The 24124-nt window shown below is 32.8% G+C and carries 30 protein-coding genes and 1 riboswitch; of the genes, 4 read left to right on the top strand and 26 right to left on the bottom strand.

Annotation, left to right across the window (positions count from 1 at the left end; genetic code table 11):
* Positions 1-25: 25 nt before the first annotated feature.
* Both tenA and AC1EJ5_RS09485 read right to left on the bottom strand, forming a co-directional pair.
* Positions 26-703: a thiaminase II gene (tenA, locus tag AC1EJ5_RS09490; RefSeq protein WP_479815921.1), complete on the bottom strand. Its 678-nt coding sequence runs from the start codon at positions 701-703 to the stop codon at positions 26-28.
* A 30-nt stretch (positions 704-733) separates the two neighbouring features.
* A riboswitch (TPP riboswitch) is annotated at positions 734-827 on the bottom strand.
* Between the two features lie 21 nt (positions 828-848).
* Positions 849-1280 (bottom strand): 2-thiouracil desulfurase family protein, encoded by a 432-nt coding sequence (locus AC1EJ5_RS09485; RefSeq protein WP_479815919.1) that lies wholly within the window; start codon positions 1278-1280, stop codon positions 849-851.
* Positions 1281-1437: 157 nt separating this feature from the next.
* Here AC1EJ5_RS09485 and AC1EJ5_RS09480 point away from each other — a divergent pair, with 157 nt between their 5' ends.
* A complete protein-coding gene (locus AC1EJ5_RS09480; protein WP_479815917.1) occupies positions 1438-2826 on the top strand; it encodes a sodium-dependent transporter in 1389 nt (462 codons plus the stop codon).
* Positions 2827-2853: 27 nt separating this feature from the next.
* Here AC1EJ5_RS09480 and AC1EJ5_RS09475 read toward each other — a convergent pair whose 3' ends face one another.
* Positions 2854-3276 carry a hypothetical protein gene (locus AC1EJ5_RS09475; RefSeq protein ID WP_479815915.1) on the bottom strand — a complete coding sequence of 141 codons (423 nt, stop codon included), beginning with the start codon at positions 3274-3276 and terminating at the stop codon, positions 2854-2856.
* 98 nt (positions 3277-3374) lie between these two features.
* Here AC1EJ5_RS09475 and AC1EJ5_RS09470 point away from each other — a divergent pair, with 98 nt between their 5' ends.
* Together AC1EJ5_RS09470 and AC1EJ5_RS09465 are read left to right on the top strand one after the other, a co-directional pair.
* A complete protein-coding gene (locus tag AC1EJ5_RS09470) occupies positions 3375-4430 on the top strand; it encodes a CaiB/BaiF CoA transferase family protein (protein ID WP_479815913.1) in 1056 nt (351 codons plus the stop codon).
* A gap of 108 nt (positions 4431-4538) precedes the next feature.
* Positions 4539-6149, top strand: coding sequence for a DEAD/DEAH box helicase (locus AC1EJ5_RS09465; protein ID WP_479815911.1), 1611 nt, complete (start codon positions 4539-4541; stop codon positions 6147-6149).
* Between the two features lie 51 nt (positions 6150-6200).
* Here the strand turns inward: AC1EJ5_RS09465 and AC1EJ5_RS09460 are convergent, their stop codons facing one another.
* The 8 genes from AC1EJ5_RS09460 to AC1EJ5_RS09425 form a co-directional block, all read right to left on the bottom strand.
* A complete protein-coding gene (locus AC1EJ5_RS09460) occupies positions 6201-6521 on the bottom strand; it encodes a glutaredoxin family protein (RefSeq protein ID WP_479815909.1) in 321 nt (106 codons plus the stop codon).
* A gap of 120 nt (positions 6522-6641) precedes the next feature.
* Entirely contained in the window at positions 6642-6953 is a 312-nt protein-coding gene (locus AC1EJ5_RS09455; protein ID WP_479815907.1) for a hypothetical protein, read from the bottom strand.
* A gap of 165 nt (positions 6954-7118) precedes the next feature.
* Positions 7119-7877 (bottom strand): EFR1 family ferrodoxin, encoded by a 759-nt coding sequence (locus tag AC1EJ5_RS09450; RefSeq protein ID WP_479815905.1) that lies wholly within the window; start codon positions 7875-7877, stop codon positions 7119-7121.
* A 9-nt stretch (positions 7878-7886) separates the two neighbouring features.
* Entirely contained in the window at positions 7887-8336 is a 450-nt protein-coding gene (locus tag AC1EJ5_RS09445; RefSeq protein WP_479815903.1) for a hypothetical protein, read from the bottom strand.
* On the bottom strand, positions 8329-8997 hold the full coding sequence (locus AC1EJ5_RS09440; protein ID WP_479815901.1) for a hypothetical protein: 669 nt from the start codon (positions 8995-8997) through the stop codon (positions 8329-8331). The genes AC1EJ5_RS09445 and AC1EJ5_RS09440 overlap by 8 nt, the downstream gene beginning before the upstream one ends.
* Positions 8994-9362: a hypothetical protein gene (locus AC1EJ5_RS09435; protein WP_308749353.1), complete on the bottom strand. Its 369-nt coding sequence runs from the start codon at positions 9360-9362 to the stop codon at positions 8994-8996. The genes AC1EJ5_RS09440 and AC1EJ5_RS09435 overlap by 4 nt, the downstream gene beginning before the upstream one ends.
* 140 nt (positions 9363-9502) lie before the next feature.
* A complete protein-coding gene (locus AC1EJ5_RS09430; protein WP_479815899.1) occupies positions 9503-9910 on the bottom strand; it encodes a hypothetical protein in 408 nt (135 codons plus the stop codon).
* Between the two features lie 34 nt (positions 9911-9944).
* Complete coding sequence (locus AC1EJ5_RS09425; RefSeq protein ID WP_479815897.1) at positions 9945-10262, bottom strand: hypothetical protein; 318 nt, start codon at positions 10260-10262, stop codon at positions 9945-9947.
* Positions 10263-10363: 101 nt separating this feature from the next.
* On the opposite strand from AC1EJ5_RS09425, the gene AC1EJ5_RS09420 reads away from it, so the two are divergent.
* Positions 10364-11371, top strand: a complete 1008-nt coding sequence (locus AC1EJ5_RS09420; RefSeq protein ID WP_479815895.1) for a potassium channel family protein — start codon at positions 10364-10366, stop codon at positions 11369-11371.
* An 84-nt stretch (positions 11372-11455) separates the two neighbouring features.
* On the opposite strand, the gene AC1EJ5_RS09415 is transcribed toward AC1EJ5_RS09420, so the two are convergent.
* The 15 genes from AC1EJ5_RS09415 to AC1EJ5_RS09345 all read right to left on the bottom strand — a co-directional run bounded on the left by AC1EJ5_RS09415 (position 11456) and on the right by AC1EJ5_RS09345 (position 23934).
* Positions 11456-11860 (bottom strand): metal-dependent transcriptional regulator, encoded by a 405-nt coding sequence (locus AC1EJ5_RS09415; protein WP_223420498.1) that lies wholly within the window; start codon positions 11858-11860, stop codon positions 11456-11458.
* Between the two features lie 8 nt (positions 11861-11868).
* Entirely contained in the window at positions 11869-13002 is a 1134-nt protein-coding gene (locus tag AC1EJ5_RS09410; RefSeq protein WP_479815893.1) for a metal ABC transporter permease, read from the bottom strand.
* Entirely contained in the window at positions 12995-13864 is an 870-nt protein-coding gene (locus tag AC1EJ5_RS09405) for a metal ABC transporter permease (protein ID WP_311479905.1), read from the bottom strand. Before AC1EJ5_RS09405 ends, AC1EJ5_RS09410 begins: the two co-directional genes overlap by 8 nt.
* 4 nt (positions 13865-13868) lie before the next feature.
* Positions 13869-14579, bottom strand: coding sequence for a metal ABC transporter ATP-binding protein (locus tag AC1EJ5_RS09400; RefSeq protein ID WP_479815891.1), 711 nt, complete (start codon positions 14577-14579; stop codon positions 13869-13871).
* An 8-nt stretch (positions 14580-14587) separates the two neighbouring features.
* Positions 14588-15529, bottom strand: a complete 942-nt coding sequence (locus AC1EJ5_RS09395; RefSeq protein WP_479815889.1) for a metal ABC transporter solute-binding protein, Zn/Mn family — start codon at positions 15527-15529, stop codon at positions 14588-14590.
* A gap of 272 nt (positions 15530-15801) precedes the next feature.
* Positions 15802-16650, bottom strand: a complete 849-nt coding sequence (locus tag AC1EJ5_RS09390) for an alpha/beta hydrolase (RefSeq protein WP_479815887.1) — start codon at positions 16648-16650, stop codon at positions 15802-15804.
* Between the two features lie 566 nt (positions 16651-17216).
* The gene (locus AC1EJ5_RS09385; protein WP_209772332.1) at positions 17217-17432 is read right to left on the bottom strand and encodes a hypothetical protein; all 216 of its coding nucleotides are present in this window, start codon (positions 17430-17432) and stop codon (positions 17217-17219) included.
* Positions 17433-17460: 28 nt separating this feature from the next.
* A complete protein-coding gene (locus AC1EJ5_RS09380) occupies positions 17461-18027 on the bottom strand; it encodes a serine hydrolase domain-containing protein (protein ID WP_479815885.1) in 567 nt (188 codons plus the stop codon).
* A 17-nt stretch (positions 18028-18044) separates the two neighbouring features.
* Positions 18045-18653 carry a serine hydrolase domain-containing protein gene (locus tag AC1EJ5_RS09375; protein WP_479815883.1) on the bottom strand — a complete coding sequence of 203 codons (609 nt, stop codon included), beginning with the start codon at positions 18651-18653 and terminating at the stop codon, positions 18045-18047.
* A gap of 104 nt (positions 18654-18757) precedes the next feature.
* Complete coding sequence (locus AC1EJ5_RS09370) at positions 18758-19336, bottom strand: hypothetical protein (RefSeq protein WP_479815881.1); 579 nt, start codon at positions 19334-19336, stop codon at positions 18758-18760.
* Between the two features lie 32 nt (positions 19337-19368).
* The gene (locus AC1EJ5_RS09365; protein ID WP_209772335.1) at positions 19369-20082 is read right to left on the bottom strand and encodes a CPBP family intramembrane glutamic endopeptidase; all 714 of its coding nucleotides are present in this window, start codon (positions 20080-20082) and stop codon (positions 19369-19371) included.
* Between the two features lie 220 nt (positions 20083-20302).
* Positions 20303-21205, bottom strand: a complete 903-nt coding sequence (locus AC1EJ5_RS09360) for a carotenoid biosynthesis protein (protein ID WP_479815879.1) — start codon at positions 21203-21205, stop codon at positions 20303-20305.
* Positions 21206-21224: 19 nt separating this feature from the next.
* Positions 21225-22292, bottom strand: coding sequence for a DMT family transporter (locus tag AC1EJ5_RS09355; protein ID WP_223420507.1), 1068 nt, complete (start codon positions 22290-22292; stop codon positions 21225-21227).
* 86 nt (positions 22293-22378) lie between these two features.
* The gene (locus AC1EJ5_RS09350; protein WP_223420508.1) at positions 22379-22690 is read right to left on the bottom strand and encodes a PadR family transcriptional regulator; all 312 of its coding nucleotides are present in this window, start codon (positions 22688-22690) and stop codon (positions 22379-22381) included.
* Positions 22690-23934, bottom strand: a complete 1245-nt coding sequence (locus AC1EJ5_RS09345; protein ID WP_479815877.1) for a DUF2812 domain-containing protein — start codon at positions 23932-23934, stop codon at positions 22690-22692. Before AC1EJ5_RS09345 ends, AC1EJ5_RS09350 begins: the two co-directional genes overlap by 1 nt.
* Positions 23935-24124 lie beyond the last annotated feature (190 nt).

The following is a 24124-nucleotide window of genomic DNA, read 5'->3' as shown; positions in this document are numbered from 1 at the left end:
ATTGATGAATCTTATTATATTATTTTTAAATTTTTGGCCAAGTTTCTTGCTTGTAGCACATATCCCAAAACATATATTCAAATAAGCCGGTTTTAACTACTATTTCTTCAAGGACCTTTAATTCTCTTTCAGGTTTGCCTTCGGCAAGCTTATTAATAAGATCCATAGCGTTTTCATTTAGGTCTGTAAATTCATCTGATGAATACATTTCAATCCATGACCCATAATTTTCGCCCTCCAAGGCCCCCGGAATTTTGGCAAGCTCAAGGCCTATATAATTATAACACCATGAACAAGCAAGTAGGGCTGCCGCTACGTTTTCTACCCCACCTGCCTGAGCTTTATTTAGCATATAAGAAGTATAGGCGGTATTTATTGCGGATTGATCAGTCGCTTCAAGGTCTTCTTCTGGAATGCCGAAAGTCTTAGCATAGGCCCTATGAAGGTCCATTTCCACAAATAAAACCCCATCAAGGCCCTTGGCAAAAGAATTCATTGTTCCAAGGTCTGTAGCCTTTGATGTTCCTATCGCAAATAATCTCGCATATTCAATTAGATAGACATAATCTTGCATTAGCCAATGTTTAAATTTTTCAAGGTCTAAAGTCCCATCTCCCATGCCTTGAACAAATGGATGTTTGAAGCACGCCTCCCAAATCCCCTTGATTTTTGGATAAATCCTATCTGTAAATTTTTCTGACATAAAAAACCTCCTTGTATTCACAAGGAGTTAAATTCGCTATCTTCACATCCCTCCGCTAGTCCTAACTAGATCAGGTTAAAGAGTTCGATTTCTCGTCTCAGCCTAAGCACCCCTCGTGTTAGTCCTATTATATCTAATAGGAAAATTATTGGCAAATTTTTATAAATTCTTCAACATCAATAGCTTTTATCCCATTTTTGTTTAATTCCTCAACAAAAATCCCATCACCTTCGATTAATTTCCCAGTAAAAGACCCATCATAAATTGTCCCTACACCACAAGATGGACTCCTTGATTGCAAAACTACAAGTTCTGCCCCAGATTTTTTCACAAGATCCAAAGCTATTTCTGCTCCTTTTCTAAATTCAGCATCAACTGAACTACCATCTTTTGTTAATACAACTCCATTTACGACTTCAGCCGGCCTTCTTGGTGTAGGAAGACCTCCCATAACCTCAGGGCATATGGGAATCACATCATGTTTTTCAAGAATTTTCTCTAATATATATGAGTAATTATTCCCACCATTATATTTACAATTTTCTCCTAATAAACATGCACTCACAGCAATTTTCATTCATTTACCTCATTTCCCCACTTATTTTGTAAACATTTTCTTGACTTGACATATATTTTACCACAAAAATTAATGAAAAAAAATAAAAAAAAAGTTTTAATTATTAATTTTGGTGGTATGATAGACTTATTAATTTATAAATGAAAGAGGAATTATTATGAAAGAACATAAAGGATTTACGGGCCAGCTTGGTTTTATATTAGCAGCAGCTGGTTCTGCAGTCGGTGTAGGTAACCTTTGGCGTTTCCCATATCTTGCGGCCAAAAATGGAGGCGGAGTCTTCCTTATCATATATTTGCTTATGGTTTTTACAGTAGGTTTTGCCCTACTAACAACAGACCTCGCTATTGGTCGTAAAACAGGAAAAAGTGCAATTTATGCCTACCAATCAATGAAGTCAAAATGGGAATTTTTGGGAATTTTCACATTTTTTGTACCGGTAATTATCATGACCTACTACGCAGTAATTGGCGGTTGGATACTTAATTACATAAAATATTTTTTAACAGGCCAGTTAACACTTGCGGCTGATGATGCTTGCTTTTCAAATTTCATTTCATCAAGCTCATCAGTTTATTGGTCATTATCCTTCATGGTTCTAACAGCGGTGATTGTTTTTGGTGGTGTTGAAAAAGGAATCGAAAGAGTTTCTAAAATTATAATGCCAATCCTTTTGATAATGGTATTAGGAATTGCGATTTTCTCTCTAACCCTAAAGTCAACCACAGATACAGGCGACCTTAGAACTGGTCTTGAAGGCCTCGCTGTGTATTTAAAACCAGATTTTACTGGGATGACCTTAAAAAGATTTTTACAAATCTCTCTTGATGCTATGAGCCAGCTATTTTTCTCACTTTCAGTATCTATGGGAATCATGATTACCTATGGATCTTATGTAAAAAAAGATGTTGACCTTGCAAAGTCAGTTTCTGTAATTGAAATCATGGATACATCAGTTGCCATGCTTGCAGGTGTTATGATTATTCCTGCTGTATATGTGTTTTTAGGCGTTGAAGGTATGTCCGCAGGACCAGGACTTATGTTTATTTCCTTACCTAAGGTATTTTTCCAGATGGGACCTGCTGGTAGGATTATAGGCTTAGTATTTTTCATACTTGCTGGTTTTGCAGCCCTTACCTCTTGCATATCAGTGCTTGAGTCAATAGTTGCAAACACAACAGAAATCTTAAGTACAAAAAGAAAGTCAACTACAATTGTTCTATCAATAGTTTATCTAATAGCAACAGCTGTTATTGCCCTTGGCTATAGCAAATTTTATGTAGAAATATCCCTACCAAACGGATCAACTGGTCAACTTCTTGACATAATGGACTATATTTCAAATAGTTTCATGATGCCTCTAATTGCCTTCCTATCATCAATCTTTATTGGTTGGGTAATGAAGCCAGAATGGATTATTGATGAAGTCGAATATGGCGGAAAGAAATTTACTAGAAAAGGTCTTTATGTAATAATGACCAAGTACTTTTTGCCAGTCATCATGTTTATCCTATTTTTAATATCAACAGGTATTTTTACCTACTAAAAAAATCGCTCCAACTGGGGCGATTTTTTATTTTAAATTCTCAATGATTTTAAGTACTTGTGGGAAATCTTCTTTCTTATATTTTTGCTTATAAATTGTTGAATCTGCATAAATTTCAAGCTTATAATTTTCCTTATCGACCTTAATATTTTTTATATTAGAAAAAGCAATTTTCCTAATAGTTGATTTTCCTAGTAAAACATAAAATCCATCTTCCCCAATTCCTTGACAATAAATTGTTGTGCAAAGGTAAAACAAAGCAAAAATTGCTGCAATACCAGACTCTATTCCCCTTCCTATTTTATAAGCTAGGACTAAATACAAAATACCAGCTAGGACCAATATAATTTTATAAATAGGTCTTATATCTATTCTTATATTCTTTCCCTTACTTTCTCTTAGATTATAAATAGCAAAGGCTAAGAACATTAAAATTATTAAGTACTCCATAAATCCTCCTAAAATGAGTCAATTTCTTAATAAAATTTTACCAGATTTTAAATATGAAACTAATGGGTAAATTATTAATATAAAGAAAAGAGGATAATATGAATTTATTAGCAGATTTAAAGGTACTCGATTTTACTACCCTACTTCCGGGTCCATACGCAACTTGGATGCTCGCAGAAATGGGAGCTCATGTTTTAAAAATTTCTGCACCAGGCAGAAAGGACTTAGTTTTGGATTCCAAACCAAAAACACAAAATGGCCTTTCAGCCAATAGAGCATGGCTAAACAACAAGAAAAAAGAAATTTTCATAAACCTTAAAGAAGAAGCAGGCAAGAAAGAAATTAAAAGACTCATCAAAGAAGAAGGCTATAATTGCATAATTGAACAATTTAGGCCTGGAGTTATGGCAAAATTTGGCCTTGCTTATGAAGACGTAAAAGAAATTCAAGATGATATAATCTATTTAAGTCTCACCGGCTATGGCCAAGATGGACCTTATAAAGATAAGGCAGGCCACGATATAAATTACCTCGCCCTTTCAGGGCTTATGAGCTATTCTGGAAGGCAAGAAACTGGCCCTGTCCTCTACGGCATGCAAATTGCTGACATAGCATCTGCCCAAAATTCTGTTATAGGAATCCTTGCTGCCCTAAATAAGAGAAACTCAACAGGCAAGGGAACTTACATTGATGTTTCAATTTTGGATAGCGTAATTCCTTTTAATGCCATGGCTGGTGCTGGTGCTATGATGGATGGAATAAACCCAGAAAGAGAAAAAGATTTCTTAAACGGTGGATCTCTCTATGATTTTTACCAAACCAAGGATGATAAATACCTAAGCTTTGGAGCGCTTGAAGAGAAGTTTTTTGAGAGATTTTGTAAAATTATCGGCAAGGAAGAATGGATAGAAGCTGGTTGTGTATGCCCTGACTTTAAGGAAAAGAAGGAAGTCTTAAGGAAAATTTTTATGGAAAAAACAAGGGATGAATGGACCCAAGTCTTTAAAGACTCAGATTGTTGCGTAGAACCTGTCCTAGATTTAAAAGAAGCCCTTCTTTCTAGCGAAAACACCAAAATTAGACAATCTGTCAAAACCATAAACATAGACAGCGAAGAAGTTTCTGTTTACTCCAATCCGATAAAATTTAAATAAAAATCTATTATATAAAGCTTTTTTTAATAAAGCTGGTATAATGTTATAAGTATTTGGCAGTTGTCTGATGACGACTGCTTTTTTTATTGAAAGAGTAAAGGAATATTAATGGAATTTAAAGAATTATATATATCAGAAGAAATATTAAAAGCAATAGCAGATATGGGATTTAAGTCCCCATCGCCTATCCAAGAAGAAACCATCCCTCCACTCCTAGAAGGAAGAGATCTGATCGGTCAGGCTCAAACAGGCACAGGTAAGACTGCAGCCTTTGCTATACCAATAATAGAAAAAGTTGAGTCAAATGGCATAACACAGGCCCTCGTTCTTTGCCCTACAAGGGAGCTTTGTATCCAGGTCGCAAAAGAAATAGGAAATCTTGCAAAATATAAAAAAGGCATAAAGATCCTTTCTGTCTATGGCGGAACACAGATTGTAAAGCAAATAAAAACCTTAAAAAAAGGTGTAGAAATAGTTGTCGGTACACCAGGAAGGCTAATGGACCTTATGAGAAGAAAGGTATTAAAACTTGATAATCTCAAGATTGTAGTCCTTGATGAAGCTGATGAGATGTTTGACATGGGCTTTAGGGATGATATGAAATTTATCCTAGATGCCACAAACGAAGATAGACAAACCTGCTTTTTCTCAGCAACTATGGGTAAGGAAATTACTGAATTTTCTAAAATTTATCAGACAAATCCTGTTATAGTTAAGATTAAGGCAGAAGAACTAACCGTAAATAAAATTGACCAATATTTTATAAAGTTAAAGGAAGCCGATAAAGAAGAAACCCTAAGAAGACTTTTAGAAATCAATAAGCCAAGGCTTGCTATTGTTTTTTGCAATACAAAAAGAAAGGTAGATAGGCTTGTAGAATCCCTTAGCAAAAAATCCTACCTTGTTGATGGACTTCACGGTGGTCTCAAACAGTCTCAAAGAGATATTGTTATGAAAAAATTTAGAAATAATGCCATAAATATTCTTGTGGCAACGGATGTGGCAGCAAGAGGACTTGATGTAGATGATGTTGATATGGTAATTAATTATGACCTACCTCAGCTTGATGAATATTACGTTCATAGGATAGGCAGGACTGCTCGTGCTGGAAGGAGTGGCCTCTCCTATTCCCTTATTTCTGGCAGGGATAATGAAAGGCTTAAGGCAATTGAAAAATACACCAAGGCTACAATAAAACAAGCGCAAATCCCAAGCCTAGTCCAAATAGATAGAAACCAAGAGATAGCTGTGGTTGAAGATATTATTGAGAAACTTGAAAATTATACTAGCCTTGAGAAAGAAAAATCAATCCTCATTAGGTTGATGGAAAAAGGTTACGATCCCTTCGTTATTTCACAAGTACTCTTGTCAGATAAGCTAAATAAAGACAATCTAGACCACCATGAAAAAATAGCTGGTGTTGACACACCAAAGGAAAAACCCAAATCCTCTAAGAAAAAATCTAGCAAATATAAAGACGAAAACATGACAACCCTCTTTTTAAACAGGGGTAAGATGGATAATTTCACCAAGGATAAGATAATAAAAGCATTAAACAGGCTCGCCCATGTTCCAAATAAAAAAATCGGTCAAATCAGGATTCAAAAATCCTATAGCTTTGTAGATGTAGAAAAAAGCGTAGTCTACGATTGTATAAGAGGTCTTGATAATAAAAAGATTAATGGCAAAAAGGTAAAAATAGAAGAATCCAAAAACTAAAAAAAATAAAAAAATGATGAGCGAGGAGAATTCTCACCAGCTCATCATTTTTTATTCGCTTTTTAAAAATTCTTGTCTCTTAGCCTTGTTTTCCTTAGCTTTTTCAAGAAAATTTTCTTTTGCGTAGGCAATGATATCGTCTGATTCATACATGGCCTTGCCATCTATAACCATACAAGGCACTTGGACCTTGCCACCTACTGCAATTAGCTTATCCTGGTTTTCATAGCCAGAATTCACATCTTCGGTATTGTATGACGGAAATTTTATTATGTCATTTTCCTTAAAAAAATTCAAAACTTTAAGGCAAAATGGACAATCTGGTTTAAAATAAAGTTCAAAATCCCATTCTCTTTTAATTTCTTTTCTCATAAAAAATCCTTTCTTTCCATTCTTCTATATTCCTACCCTATTCTTCTTATAAAAAAACTTTCGTTTAAAATTATTTCATTATAAAAGCAAACTAAGGAAAATCCTCAGTCTGCTCGCTTATCATTTTATATTGTGTTTTTTCATTTTCTCTTTAAAAATATCTGTGATGATTTTTCTTAACTCTTCACGCTCTTTTTCAGGGAGGTCTCCTGGCCTTTTGGCTACTTCAAAAAGTTCTGGATAATCATTTGCAATTCTTTCAATTGTCTTTGTAGTAGAATGGCTTCTAACAAAAAATGGAATTTTTTTAATCCATTCTTCTGGCACTAGGTCTAAGATCTTTTGGCCGGCTTCCTTATCAGTAATTTCTGCAGTTGAAAGTCCTTTTTTAATAGCATCTTGTTCTTTATATGTAAAATCAAATAATTTCATATATCCTCCTTGATTAGTTTATTTAGTTTTGTCAGTAGTCAAAATATGTTAATAAGTTTGTAATTCACCGCTACGAAATATTTTTACCCACTTATTTACAAATCAATCATACGCTTAGAAATTTTGGTATTTTTTTGACAAATTAATAATAAATAAAAAGACTATTCAATTATCTAATATTTTTGACAAAAGATAAGGATCTTTGCCTTGGGTCTTCTTGCCATATTCAATAGCAGAAACTGGACATTTTGAAATGCAGGCTGAACAATGGGTACAGTTGCCATTCCATACAGGCCTAGCTTTCTTATAAGTAATATTATTTAATACGCAAACTTTCTCGCAAAGTCCACATGAAATACATTTATCGGTCGCATAAAATTTCTTATCCTTGGCTATAAATTTGAAAAATATAGGATTTATTACTCCTGATTGGAATTTTCCTGTAAGGCCAACATTTTTCTTAGGGAAAGCTTCTTTGTTTCTAATGAAAGAAGCAATTTCGCCTACTTTCTTAGATCCTTCCTCGATTATTTTTTTATTAACCTCTTTAGAATCAATATCAAAAAGCATAATATAATTTTCAGGCATTTTGACCCCATAAAGCCCCTTAAAATTAAGGCCTAGCTTGTGTAAATCTTCTTTTATGTAATAATAGGCATTGCCACAAGAATCTCCATAATCCATCACCACATAAAAATCCCTGCTCCCCTTAAAATCACAAGTTAACAAATATTTTGATAAAAATAAAGGGACCCTCCAAGAATAAGTTGGACAAACAAGGACAAAGGGACTATCAGATTCAAAAACACCAGACCTGCCTTCTTTTATGTAAGAAAATAAATCCACAACTTCATCCCCAAGTTCATCACCAAGAGATTTAGCCAAAAATTCACTATTACCTGTAGCAGAAAAATATAAAATCATTTCTTCTCCTTAACTAATATCGATTTTAAAAGATTCCCTTAAAGGATTAAGAACTTTTAAAACATCACCTAGTTCGACTTCACTAAGACCTGTCAAATAAAGCTCTCTCCCATTATGGGCACTGCAATAATTATCCCCAATTTCAAGCCTAATGAATGGACTATAATAATCCATACCATCGTCATTTTTTACTTTATAAGACTCCTTAAAATCTTTTATCATTTCCCTATTTAAGATGCCTTCAAAATATATTTGATTTCTTTCTTTAGCGATTTTAAGGTCATTATAATAAGTAGAAAGTTTTTCTAAAATATCAGTCTGATTTCGATCAATACTTGCTTTGACTCTTAATCCTGGCTTTAAGAAAATTTCTAATATGTCAAGCCACCATTTGGGATTTGCCTTCACTATTTCATAATCGATTAAGAATATATCTAGGTTTACCATTTTTCTATGCAAGCCACCAAGTTCCGTCATGTCTTTGGTAGAGGTTACCAATCCTTTCTTCGATAATATTTGAATCCAAGTCTTTAACAATTAACTTATCATAATAAGAATAGTCTTCTCCTGCCCTATCCTTTTCATCATCCCAGCCTTCTTCAATCCAACGATTAATATAGACCATGCCATCGTCTATCAAAAGTACCGATTCGCTTCCAGTAAGTTTTATTGTTTTCCTGTAAGGATAGTAAATTTCTAAGTTTTCAGAATCTTGGCTTATTAGGTGGAGGTCAGATCCGATAAGCTCGAGATTATAGGTGGATAGGTCTTTTATCTTGTAGTCGATAATTTTTTCTAAAATTTCACCTGGATAATACTTATAAATATTTGCAAGACCCTCATTAAAGTCTACTTGTAAGATGTAAAAAATATTTCCTATAAAAATAGGCCTGCCATAGGCTATGTTCTTTTTTAAGTCAAAAGGCAGATAAACTTTCCCTGTTAAGTAATCATAAAATCTTATCACAGATTCCTTATAGGATCCGTCGTATTTGATTATGTCTTCTATCTCAAAAAAGTCATCCATATCGGATAGAGCGTATCCAAAACGTGCTTGGCCTGGTATTTCATCAACATATTGACCTTTAATTTCTGAAAATTCTTTAATAAATTTATTCATATTTCACCTTCTATTGTCCACTTTAATTTTATTGGATAAATTTCTATTACAAAATGATTGCCAGCTAGGCCAGTATCTGGGAAAGATTCTGCAAGGTCAATTGTTAGTTCTCCTAGCTTTACTTTTCTAAAATCATCCTTATTTCCAATAATAATATACTGGGCTCCCAAATATTCAATATAGCCCCCACTTGGCTCTCCTGGCATGGCTTCAAAAGGCTTTTCTATATCAACTCCTAGCTTATCTAAGTATTCTGCCAAGTCTGAATAGGCCTTCCTAATCTCTTTTATATAATTTTTGCAATAAGCACAATCACATAGGTCATCATAATCTTTATAAAATTGTCTGGTTTTTTCTATATTCATTTATCTAATCCCAAAAGCCCTTTCTAATCATCTTCTCATACAAATCCCGATTCGCTCGCGCTTATAGTAAGGTATTTATATTTACCATCAGAGTCTTTGAAATAATTTTTTTAAAATATTTCATAAGATTCCTTTATTATTTAGTTTTTGATAAAAATATAATTATAAATAAAAATTACTCCAGCCAGTGCCAATGCGAAACCAAGTCCTGTGTAGAAAAAGGCAATGAAAAATTCAGGTATTTTACCAATTGCACGAAGTCCTATACCCATAGACATCATAAAGACCATAATCAAGTAAGATTTGGCATCAAAAAAATTCCAAAATGGCCTTTTATCTTCATAGGCTAAAATTCTTTTTGTGTGTTTTTCGCTCATCTTATAAAACATAGTTCCAAAAATTATGAAAATCAAAATAGTAAGGGCATACAAATACCAATTTTTATCAATCAAACCAAAAGATAAAGTCCCAAGTCTTGCCACATTAAAGCCCGCAATTAACCACACTATGCCTGCAATTAATAATAAAGTTCTCTTTTTAACTTTCAAAATATACTCCTTTATAATTTTTCCCAAAAAACCTCTAAATCTTCCTATTAAAGCTAGCTCCCAAAAAAGATCCAACAAGGGATATAACCCCATAGGCAAAAACATAAACAAAAGCACTTTCGTTATAAAAAATAAATATCGATGGGATAAAAACAAGCATCACAAAAATTGGATAAAGCCAAGAAAATGAATTTTTCACGCCATAAGCTAAGGATGTTAAAAAACAACCTAAAGGCATCAAGATTAACAAGATTATCATAGCAGATCCAGTATCTATCATAAGGGTTGGCAATAGATAAAACATTCCAATATTTATCAATAAGTAGGGCAACATTTTTTTTAATTTTTCCATAACCTGACCTCCTAAATATATATAAATTATACCCTATCAAAAAAGTAGGTATAGCTTTTTCTTTCAAAATATATTATAATCAAGTCAAGAAGGAGCTGGGTATGGAAGAAAAAAGAAAACTCAAATTAATTATCGGTGCCTTTATATTTTTGCTGGTTATAGGTGTCCTTGGCTATATGGTCTTACTAAAAGTAGACTTTGTTGATGCCCTTTATATGACAGTAATAACCATATCTACAGTTGGTTTTGGCGAAGTAGGCACAACTAGCGATGCATCAGAACTTTTTTCTGTTTTTATGATTTTTTTAGGTGTAGGTATAGTTGGTTACACCTTTACGTCTGTTGTGGCGATGTTTGTAGAAGGAAAACTTGGCGACTTATGGAAGGGAAGTAAGATGGATAAAAAAATTTCGGCTCTAAATGATCATTACATAATTTGTGGTTCAGGAGAGCTTGCAGAAGTCATTATAGATAAATTTATAAAAGAAAAGTTAGACTTTGTTGTTATTACAAATAATCGTGAAGATTTAGACGATTATAGTCATCATGATATTTTAGTTATTGAAGGACAATCCACAGAAGAAAATGTCCTCGACCACGCTGGAATCATGAAAGCCAAGGGTCTGATTTCTACCCTTGATACAGAAGTCGATAATATTGTTACAGTCCTAACCGCAAGGAATATGAATAAGGAAATATATATTATATCAAACGCTATAACAAAGTCAGGCAGTGATAAGCTAATGAAAGTTGGGGCTAATAAGACATTATCATCCACAGAAATTAGCGGCAAAAGAATGGCATCTCTCGTGATCAAACCAAATATTATTTCGTTCTTAGATGTAGTCACAAAAGTCGGTGATGTTGAGCTTGACCTTGAGGAAGTTATAGTCAGGAGTGGTTCCTACCTAGAAAATAAAAACCTAATAGAAGCACAAATCCCAAACAAAACTGGCCTAATAGTCCTAGCTATCAAAAAATTTGAAGATGGAAAAATGATTTTCAACCCTCACGGGTCCTACACTTTAAAAATAGGTGACGTTTTAATAGTCCTGGGACAAGAAGAACAAGTTGATAAATTAAGAAATTTGGGAGATGAAAGTAAATAAAAAAGTCAAAAGAAAAAGCCAAGTCAAAATCTTAGGAGAATTTAATTCCCATTTGAATTTGAACTTGGCTTTTTCTTTTAATTTTTACTTATTTTCGTTAGTATAAATTCTTTTCCCTTTTGGAGATATTGTTGGATAAGCTAGAAACTTATTTAAAGCTGCAAACATCTCTTCACTTGTCACATGTTCTAGCAAATCCGATTGGTCATGGACAATTTCTCCACTAAGCCCAAGTGCATCCACAAGGAAACATTCCCAAATCCTGTGTTTAGAAAGAATCTCCTTGGCTTCCCTATCTCCCAAATCGCTTAGGTGAATCTTGTTTTTTTCTTGAATTACTAGGCCATCATCCACTAGCTTTTTGATCATTTCGCTAACAGATGGTCTACTTATAGAAAAATAATCAGATATATTTTTATTGCTAGTATAGCCCTTATCTTTTGAAAGCCTGTATATAGCTTGAATGTAGTCTTGTCTGATAGAGTTCATCTTATACCTCATAGTCCGTAATCTTTTATTAAACTTACATATAAGATTCTACCCTTTTCAGTTAGTTTATAAATACCTCCATCAACCTCAATCTTATTTTCAGAAATAAGGATTTGACTATATTTTTCAATATCTTCTTTTTTCCATGATAAGTGCCTATAAATTGTTGATAAGCCTAACTCTTCGCTAGCATCTTCTTGGGCTTGGTGGTTGCCAACGTGCATCAAAAATACGTCTTTTTTAAATTCCCTATGATTTTTCTTTCGAGTTAAGATTTTCATCAAAAATCCATTTTTATTAAATAAAAATGTAATTAGGAAACTTATGCCAGCCATAGTTGCAGACATACCTGACATTGACAAATTATAGTACATAGCTAAGACAAATCCAAGTATAGAATTTATTATAGCATATATAACTGAAATTATTATCATAGTTCTGAGATTTTTGCTTATAAGATATGCACTCGCTGCCGGAGCAATCAAAAAGGAGATTACTAAAATTGCCCCTACTGCCTCAAAGGCAACCACTGTCGTAAATGATGTTAAGGTCATTAGACCATAAAATAATAGCACTTCTGAAAATCCTGCAATCTTTGCAAATTCCGGATCAAAAGTAGTTAGTTTTAGTTCTTTAAAAAATACGACTATAAAACTTAAATTTATTAGCCCAATCACAGACATTTGCAAGAGGGATTTTGGTATCTCGTATCCTAAAAAGTTCATAGTATTTAAAGGCGCCATGATTACCTCACCCATTAAGACCACATCCACATCTAGGTGAACATTTCTCGCATACTTTGTAATAAGTATAACTGCCAGGGCAAAAAACATTGGAAAAACAATTCCTACTGCATCATCATTTTTGACAAGTTTGGTTTTGGATAAAGATTCTATGGATAACACAGTTATTATCCCAAATATCGCCGCTCCAAATACCAAGTAGACCGAAGTAATATCCTTAACTATGAAATAGGCTAGAACAATACCCAATAAGATTGAATGGCTAATTGCATCTGCTAGCATTGATAGCCTTCTTAAAACTAGGAATACTCCAATTAAAGAACAAGCTATGGCTGTCACAAGAAGAACTAAGAGGGTTTGATAATTAGATATAAAAGAATACCTTAAAAAATCAAGCATATTTTTTCCTCCCAAGCTGTTTTCTAATCCCTCTAGGTCCGATCAACATAGAAACTAGGGAAATAAAGCTCATTATCAAAATAATTGTAGATCCCGTACTCATCCCGTCATAAGCTGTGGATATATAGGTGCCGATAAAAGCTGATACCCCACCGCAAAGCCCTGCAATTATTAGCATTACATTGAATTTATCAGTCCATTGAAGGGCTGTAATTGCTGGCACTATGAGCATGGATGAAATCAAAATCGCCCCAACAAGCTTAAGGCCAGTTGTGATTAAAAGCATGGTTGCAAGGAGTATTACTGTGTTCATTATGCTAGGTTTTATGCCGATTGTTTTTGCATAGACTTCATCAAATACATAGACCTTTATTTCTTTATAAAAAGTTAATAAAAGCAATATTGAAAAAATTGATACAATAAAAATTATCTTAACATCATTTTTCATAATATATGAGGCCTGACCGAAAATATAGTTTTTTAGGCCAGATTGAGAAACACATGCATAAGTAGGATTACCTTGGATATAGGATTTTAAAACCATACCTAGTCCAAAAAAGCTCGATAATACGATAGCTAATGTCGCATCGAGGTCTATTTTTGAGTTATTTGCTATCATATCTATCAGGAAAAATGAAATAGCTCCAGCAATAGCCGCTCCAAGCAAAAGAACAAGGGGAGATTTTTCCATTGATAGCATAAAGGCAATAACAATTCCAGGATAAGTAGAGTGACCAATGGCATCTCCTATCAATGACTTGCCCTTTAAAACGCTTATAGATCCAATTATACCAGTAGCCATGGCAAGAATAACAGTACCAAGGGCCACTATTATAAAAGAATAATTTCTAAAAATATCCATAAACTTACCTCACAAAAGCCTTGTCTACATTTTCTTTTGTGAAAGTCTCGCTAACAGGACCTTGGGCAATGACTTTTTTATTTAAAATCACTATATGGTCAAAATATTTTTCAATGGTATTAAGGTCATGGTGGACAACTATGGAAGTTTTTCCCTTATTTTGAGAATCCTTCATAAAATCAAAAATAATTTTTTCTGTCACCTTATCCACACCTGCAAGAGGCTCATCCATAAAATATATGTCTGCATCTTGGCAAATGGCCCTAGCTATGAAAACTCTTTGCCTTTGGCCACCTGAGAGTTCTGAAATTTGCCTATCTTCAAATTCTTCCATACCAATTTTTTCTAAAGCTTTTCTAGCAATGTCGTAGTCTTCCTTGGTCGGTCTTTTTAGCCAACCAAGGTGGACATACCTGCCCATTAGCACAACATCTAAAACAGTTGTAGGAAAATCCCAATTTACTGAAGCAGTTTGTGGTATATAGGCAATTTTTTTCTTAACCTCTTCAAAGGACTTGCCCATGATAGTAACAGATCCTGATAATTTTTTCTGTAAATTAAGGATTCCCTTGATCAAGGTTGATTTGCCCGCCCCATTAGGGCCGATAATCGCTGTTATTGAATTATTTATTATATCTATATCATTATCCCAGAGGACCGGCTTATCAGCATAAGCTATTGTCATATCCTCTACTTTTATGATTACATCCTTCAAAATTCCACCTATTTCAAGTTTTCTACTATTAAATCAACATTGTGCTTGTACATATCAATATATGTGTCGCCAGCTTGGCCTACTGGTGCAAGAGAATCTGAGAAAAGTTCTTTGCCCTCACCTGAGACTACTTTTACATCAAAGCCCTTAGCCTTTACAGCTTCCTTTAATTTTTCCATCCTCATTGGGTCAGTTGTTGATTCTGCAAAAATCGCCTTGATTTTGTTTTCGACAATAAAGTTTACAGTATCTTCAATATCCTTATTTGCAACTTCGCTGTCTGTAGACACACCTTGTGGAGCCTTAACAGGAATGTTATAAGCTCTTGAAAAATAATTGAAAGCATCGTGTGGTGTAATCAAATACCTACTAGCTTCAGGAATGGAGTTTATTTTTTCCTTATTTTCCTTATCAAGTTCATCAAGCTTTGCAAGATAAGATTCTAGATTTTTCTCAATATTTTCTTTTTCTTCAGGAAGAAGTTTTTCTAAATCCTCAGCAGCGTTTTTTGTGGCTTCCTTGTAAAGTTTTATAGAAAACCAAAAGTGTGGGTCAACAACAACTTTTCCACCCTCTTCCATTTCACCAATATCTTCTTTTTTGAAAGTTCTAGAAACTGCAGAGCCTCTCTTCTCCAAAACATCAACCATCTTGCCCTCAAAATGAAGACCGTGATATAAAAGAAGATCAGCCTTTTTAATCTTTTCCAAATCTTGTGGTTTTGCAGTATATAGGTGTGGGTCTTCGCCAGCAGGAATAATTAATTCCTTATCAACCTTATCTCCAACCAAATTATCAACCATATCATACAAGAAAGAAGTTGTAACTGTAACTACCTTCTTGCCACCATCTTGATTAGCACCTTCTGATTCTGTATTCTTTTCGTTTTTTGAACAGGAACTAGCAATGATAAGCATTGCAAGGACCATTAATATTTTTTTAATTTTCATATTTCCTCCAATAAATTAATTCTAATTAAAAGTTAGGCATACCTAACTATTTATAGTATAGCCCCAGCTTTTATTTTTGTCAATTATTTTTTGATAATATTTATCATTTGATTGTAGTTGTAAGAAAAAATTCACATTATCTAGGAATTCAATTTTAAAACCTATGAAAAAGAGTCTTAAAAGACCTAATAATCTTAAAAGACTCTGCTATTATTGAAAAAACAAATATTAAATTTTATCATCGCTTCAACTTACGATTAAATTTAATAAATTTATTTAAGATACTTATTATATTTTAAATAAATTTTATGGATTAAATCTGAAAACTCTTCAGACTTTGACTCCATAAGTCCATGGCTGGTATTTTCCATAAGATACAATTCTTTTTCTGGCGCCTCTAGCTCATCAAAATATTCTCTCGCTAGTTTGTAATTAGCCTGATAATCCATATCACCATTAATATTTATATTGGGAACTTGATAAGTGTACTTTCCTTTTATGGAAAAATCCTTAAATTCATCTGACCTATAAAAATCAAAATATACTTTAATGTCTCTGCCAAAATAAGCAGCCCAATCTTTTATTGAGTAATTCGGATTGAATAAAAGAGTTGTAAAAAGATCATAATCTGAACCATCTTTCATCATATCGTATCCATATTTATTTAAAATTGTATTTTTTATTTTGATATTTTTCAAGTTGATTTCTTCAGGATTGTAAGTTTCTAATAGGTTCATATCTCCATGGTTATTTGCCGCCCATTTTATCGCCTCTTCTTTAAAAGCCTTTTCATTTTCTACAATATCAACTATTTGGCCAGTGCCAATATATAAATTATAATAATTAGGATAGGCTTGGACGAGATTTGCCCCATATAATGACCCCCAAGAATGACCCAGAATACTTATTTTATCAACTCCCAGATATTCTCTTAGAAATTCAGTCATTTCTTTGCCATCTTCCATAAAAATCTCTCTCGTTAGCTTTATATTATTTTGATTTTTATCATAACTTTTTCCACAATTTCTCTGATCCCAAGTCACAACTGTGAAAATATCCGCCCATTTTCTTGTGAAAGCATAATCAATTTCACTAGTAGCTGAGCCAGGCCCTCCGTGCAAATAAAGTAAAACTGGATTATTTATATCTTCACCATAAATGTTTATCCCCTACTTTGTTCCGTTAATTTCAACATACATCGACTCATTTATTCCACCCTTTGGCCTTGATTTATTAAAACACTTCCCCAAAATTGTAGTCCCAAAATCAAAAATATTGATATAAGCAAAATAGACAAAATTATTTTCAAAAATTTTTTCATAGTATTTTAAATTTCCCAAAACCTATACATTTCGAAACTAAGTATTACTAGAATCTGAGTCATAGCAAGAAGACTATTTATAAAAAACTTATATTTTTCTTTCTCACTAGCCTTGTTATAATATTTTCTAAATCCATTAAAAACAAAATATGCCATTAAAAAAATTAGAGGTAAAAATATTGCACTTTGAACCATGTATGAAGCCCTGATTCCAATATTTCCAGTACCATAGCCATGGCTAAGTCTAAAAAAAAATAATTAGCAAATTAATAAATGATATTGACATCAAAACAAAAATAAAATATGAATCCTTACGAATCTGCGCAAGATTCTTTAAATTTCTCTTATTTTTTATCTTCTCTTTAATCAAGCCCCTAGAATAACCTTCACCAAACCATATATGCCAGCAAGAATAAAAAACACCATAAATAAAATATTTGTAAGAGCCTTAGGTGTAGATATAAGAAAATCTGAAAATTGGATCTCAACTATCTCATTTTCTTCATACCACCAATTTCCCAAATCTTCTTCTCCATAGGAAGTTACTCCCAAAGCACTAATAAATTTTAGTGGTCCTGTCATTATCCCACGAGTATTTAAAAGAAGACCTTTAGGGAACATCCATTTTAATTTTAGTTAAGTCAGAATCTTTAAATTTATCAAAAATTAATTCATACATATCGTAATTATAAATAGTTTCATGGGCTTGATTAGTCATAAGAACCATTACAACCCCACTAATAGGATCAAATTGCAACATAGCTGAGCAATCAAAAGTATTACCCCCATGGCCAATAGTTTTAAGGCCATACTCACTTGCAAAAAAACCATAGAAATTTTTAGGAATCTCTGTTGGTCCGTAAAAACTTGTAGGAGTGTAAATCTTTTTTAGAGTGCTTTGATTTTTAAAAAGTGGAGAAAAATTATTATCACCAGAAGTAAGAGCACGAGCTAATTTTGCCAAATCGCCTATTGTGCCCATTGCACTGCCAGCAGGATAAAGATGAATATAATATATTCCAGGTCCTTCAATTTTTTCTCCCTTTGTGTCATAACATTTAAGCTTAAGTCTTTGATTTTTAACCCACTCATTATCATCAAATACAGGACTTATTGAGCTATGGTCCATCTTTAGAGGTCTAAAAATATTTTCATGAACATAATCTACATAATCCATACCTGAAACTCTCTCGACTATAAAACTCCAAGAGCCGCTCCCCAATTCGAATATCCTGTATGTTGGCCTGGCTCATAGATTTGCCTGGGTTGATTAGTGCTAAGAGTATCATCAAGGCTTTTTATTTCCGAAGGATCTGTAGTTTGGATAAAATATGTATCTTGGAAACCCGCCTTATGATTCATTAGATCTAAAATAGTAATTGGCTTGTCATAACTTAGATTATTGAGGAAATTATCTGGTAAATACTCCCTTATATCCCTATTTAAATCAATTTTATCAGCTTCATAAAGCTGCATAATAGAAACCCAAACTAATAGTTTAGAAATTGATCCCCACTCGTAAACAGAATCAAAATCAGCCTTAAGTCCAGCTTCCTTATCCAAATATCCAAAATAATTTTCATAAATAATTTGATTCCTGTCGTACACAATCACATTTAGACCATAAGTTGTATCCTTATTATTGCCTAAATAACTTTCTATCTCTTGTGGCAAATCTTCGTATTTTATTCCAGATGGTAAATATTTTTGTGCTTTACTCGCCAAACTAACTGGTCCAGAGATAATAATAAAAACTAAACTGAATATTAATGAATATACAAACGACTTTACTAGATTTTTCATAAAAACACCCCATTTTTCTTATAATTTTATAATAGAAGCAGATTCTATTTTTTATGTAAGAATAATATTAGGAATATATAAAGTTTTTAATTATAATAATTCTACTAAGATTCCCCTTTTTCCGTTTCAAGTTTAATTAAAACTTCTGTATGGGGTAAATATTTTATATCAGCCAAAACATTATCATAAGGTCCCCACTTTTCCTTTTCTCTATCGTATGTTTCTCCATTAATATCAAAGATTTTTATCTCGCCATTTTTTGTATATCCAATCAAATGATACTTTACAGAATATTCATTGTTGTAATCTCCCTCAAAGCTTACATAATCTAGCTTTATGGATTTTGGATTGTCAAGATATTCCAAATCTAGTATTGGTGCTTTTAATAAAAGATAAATACCCAGAACAGAAAAGACAAGACAAATCCACCAAATAATACTTGCTCGATCCCTCTCCCTAAAAAAATAGGTCGCAAAAAGTGTTGTACAAATAATCAAACTAATAAAAACTCGTAAAATGGCGTCACATATTAATCCTATTAAGCCCTCTCGATAGTAGCCATTAGAATTTTCTAAGATAAGATAAAAAGAAATTATCCCAATTACTCCAAGTATTATTAAGATAATTATAAAGATAATTATAAAGACAATCCTTCTTATTTCCAAATATTTCCTACGATTCATCTATATCTCCTGTATTATAAAATATTTTAGTTTTAATCCAAATCATCCTTCTTATCTAATTTCAATAAATATAAACAATAGAAAATAGCCACTATAATTGTAAGAATAATATAGATCCATTTTGTCACTTGGTTTTCTACACCAAATTTTGAAAAAGCATTTATTAGGCTATGGGCGATAATACAAGGAAATAGGCTGTTCCTTTTATAAAAAATAATAACCAAAATAAATCCCCAAGCAATGGCAAAAATTATTTGAACTAGGGTTTCTAGACTTGCTTGACCTGCAAAAAGATTAACAATATGACCAAGACCGAAAGTTATGCCAACTATAACTATAGCTTTTTTAGGCCCACTTTTTTCTTGCAAAGCCTTAAAAAGAAATCCACGAAAAATAATTTCCTCAATATAAGCAATAAGTATCATAGATAACACTGCCCATAGCTGTGAAAGTCCAGTATAAGATAAGCTAAATCCACCCCATAGATTCCCCGTTGCAAGAATCCAGACTGGAAGAAAATATAGATATCTTTTTGAATTTTTTGGATACTTATCTAAACCATATTTCTCAACCAGCTTATATTTCTTGATAAAAGTTGTAATTATAATAGATAACACAAGAAGAAATAAAAACATGAAGATACTAGCATCCCCAAATTTCCCCATAATTGGTGCAGCCAGCAAACAATAAATAAGGATCCAGAAAAGTGCAAAATTAAGCTCGTTTTTTTGATAAAGTTTATACATCGGCTTCCCCTAATTTTTTAAATATATGTTGAGTCTTAGTGTTATTTTCACTATACTTAGCAAAAATACTGGAGCTAGTTTGTATAAAAAATTTTACAAATTAAATAAAATTATTTATTGAATTTAAATATAAATATTAAAAAAATACACCCCAAAATCAAATTTAGATTAGGAATGTATTGAAAACTATATTAAATTTAATATTCACATATTATTTTTATTATTTTCCCTTTTCTATATTAATAAGGGCAAGATATATAGTTAAGGTAAACAAAAATACGGCGAATATTCCATATATTGGAATAGCTTGGACTATGCCTAGTTTAATTAATCCACATAAACAATATCCATAGATAGCAAACCAGAATATTATCAATGTCCAATCTTTATTCTTTGCCAACCTAATTTTTTCTCGATTTCTCATTAACTCGGCTAATAATTTTATAAAAATAAATGTCCGTAAAAGACAAAATGCAATGCAGGAGAACCATTCATCACTTATTTTATCTAGGAAAAGGGCAAGATAAGAACAGATTCCTACAAAAATCACTCCACCAGATCCGATTAAAAGTGACTTGCCTAGATTTATTTTTGACTTGTTATTTTTCTTTTCCCAACTTTTTAAGGTCATGTAGACTATGAATGGGACTTCAAACATATAGCCCAGGAAATTGACCCAAATTACTGACATAAACATATGGTGGTTGATTGCTAGATTTATTTCTCGACCGTCCCAGACCCAGAATCCACCGTCTAACCTAATCGCAACAACGTCCAGCAGCAGATCCATGCTTACTATTAGCCAACCAGCGAATAGGGCTGTCATTAATTTATTAAAATGAAATTTTCTCGCAATTCTTAGGGCACATACTGTTATCCCACCCCACATGAGTCCTCCAAAAAATGGAAATTGATAGGGCCTGAAGCCTATGCTTATGAAAAAATCGTCGCTGTAATGGTAAATATCAGTTAGCCTTACAGCCAAAAGTTCCAAGGAAAATCCTGCCAAGGCGCCTGATATCAAGAGTCCCAATTCCATATAATTTTTAGATTTATAAATGTCTACAACCAGTAATATGACTATAAAATAACAAATCAGCTCAAAACTATTTATCCAATTCATTTTAACTTCCCTTATTTAATTAATTATGGTCTAAAATATGTTCTTTGCTTAAAAGAAAATCTCTGTGCTCATGCCTATGTCTTCCATTCTTTATAAAGTGTTCGTGATCGTGAGCGTGGCTTATCTTATGGGTATGGATTCTTCCATTATGAAAATGTACTATTAAATGGTTATGGGTATGGTTGTGGTGTTTTGCCATGGTGTCTTTGACTACAAAAATTGTCCCAACAATCATGAGGCTAAGTCCAATAAAATACATAGGGGTTAATTTTTCGCCATTGATCAGAAAGGACAATAAGGCTCCTATAAAAGGTGCCACTGCATAATAAGCACTGGTTTTGGCAGCTCCCAAATCTCTTTGGGCTCTTATATAAAGAAAAATACTAAGTCCATAAGCCACAAAACCTAAAAGCATTACCAAAATAATATATTTTATAGGCGGGAATTTCTCTCCAATAAAAAGACCAATTAGAAGAGAGCCTCCTCCCGAAAATATTCCCTTTAGTAAAACAATTTGATAGGTAGACTTATCTGCAATTTTTCTAGTGCAGTTGTTTTCTAATCCCCAGGATGATGTAGCGAGAATTACAAAAATAGATCCAATAGAAAACTTAAAGCTATCAGCTCCTTCAAAGGATAATAAAATACATGATGAGCTAATAAAACCTATAGCTATCCAAAGTCTTGCTGAAACTTTTTCCTTAAATATAAATAAGGCTATAAGGGTTGTCGCTACAATTTCAAAATTGCCCAATAAAGATGCGTTTGATGCTGTCCCATACTCGATTCCTAGCATGAGAAATATCGGTGCCACAATGTCTAGGACTATCATGCCTAGGCTGTAAGGCAAGTCTTCCCTTCCTAGTCTAGTATTTTTATTTTCGTCCTTATAGTGAAATAAATATATTATTCCAACCCCTAGGCCAGCACCTAGGTATAAGAATCCCGCCATGAATGTAGGCCCAACATTATCAAGTAGGACTTTTGAAAATGGTGTGCTTATGGCATAAAATATTGCTGCTAATAGGGCGAGTAAGATTGGCCATAGTTTACTTTCTCTATTTACAATATTATTTTTTTCTAGCATGTAAATAATCCCCCATTTTCTTGAAAATATACTAGTATCACTAAATATTTTACCTTTTTAGAAAAAATAGGGGATTTTTTATTTACTTATTTATCAAAATGATTTTCGTAGTTTGAAATCAAGAGCCTAAGTCTTTGAACTTCGTCTTTTAAAAGATCCCTTCCTACATCTGTAATGATGTAGTGTTTACCTTTTTGGTCCGCTTCGACCCTTTTTATCAAATTATTTTCTAGAAATTGGGCAAGGAGAGCATAGAGTGTGCCAGGTGCTAGGGATACCCTGCCCTTAGTTATCTCCTCTACCCATGATGTGATTTCTGCCCCATTTCTCACTTCTCCCAGGGCTAAGAGAGTGAAATACATTGGTTCTGTTAAGGTTTGAAATTGATCTCTTGCCATTATTTTGCCTCGAGTATCTTTTCTATATCTTTTGTGACTTTTTCATCATAGATATTTCCATCAACTTCTAAAACTGTATTTCCATTTAAAATCAAATAGGAATCCTCATCAGCAAGGCTGTAAGTCTTATCATAAGCAAAATCTTTCGAAATATCTTTTACAAATTCTGCCCTATATGGGTGGTTTTTAGCATTTTTAAGAATTCTATTGAATAAATCTTCTGCAAGCCCTTCAGAATTTACAACAGTTTTTCTTATATCAAGGTCATGAGATTTTGCTCTAAAATCTTCACAACTTTCCGCTAAGAAACTTGTAGATTCTTTCCTTACAGAAAAACCAGCTATTTCTTTTGTTTGTAAGTCATCTTTTAATGCAAGCTTAGCAAACATACCAAAATTAGATACGCTAAAAACTATAAACATTATTACTGGTATTAAGGCAAACAAGAATTTTTTCTGTCCTTTTTGTGCATCCATAAGTTTTACTTTTTTAATAAAGTAAGAGATAAGAATAACCATAATAATTATTGGAATCACGGAAATAAGTATTGTTAGTCCATAACCCATTCCTAGCTGATTTATTAATAATGCAATCCAAGACAAAATTATTAACACTATTGATAATAAAGGTAGTAAAGCTTGTAACTTTCCTATTCCCAGCCTAGAAAATTTCAAATTTTTTATTAATTGTACTTCCTTATTTCTCCTCTTAAAACTTATATAATCTCCCAAAGATAAGAGTGATAATATGAGAAATAAACTAACAGCTGGTGCCATAAAAAATGGAAAATTAGAGTAGTATATTTCACTTGATCTTAAACGAGCAATGCTGGATAGAGCCATAAAGCCAAAAACAAGAAGATTCAAGCTTATTGTAATTAATTCTCCCTTAATACCTTTATTTAAAATCTCAATTTCGTAATAATCATCATTATAGAGTGAATTTGAGCCATTCTCATCAACCTGATATAGGTTCATATTAAAACTTCTATCAACAATATGCCAACCATATTCTTCTGCCATCTGGTCATAGTCTTTGAGTTCTTCCTTAGAAAACTTAACATACCAAGTCTCGTTAGGGGCAATTGTAAATTGGTATTTTATATCAGCTGGCTCACTTTTTTTAAACTTATGGACAAAAGGAAGTGGAATTTTTTCTATTTGCCAACCTTCCTTCGCCATCTCTTCATACCATTGTGCCATTGGTCCGAAATTTGTATAAGATAAAAATCTAAACTTGAGCATTTTGTGCCTCCTTTAAAATATCGAGTTTCGATATTCGTTAATTTAATTATATATCGATACTCGATACTTGTCAATAAAATTTAAAAATTTCATTTAAAAAACCACCTAATTTTTGAACTGACCCCCAAAAGTTAGACCTAAAAACTAACTAAAGGAGGTCAGTTTTTTAATGGCAAAATATAGCACAGAA

This window comes from Anaerococcus sp. C0059F3 (assembly GCF_056590475.1).
Note: the sequence above shows the minus strand (reverse complement) of the source record. Positions and strands in the feature narration are given on the sequence as shown.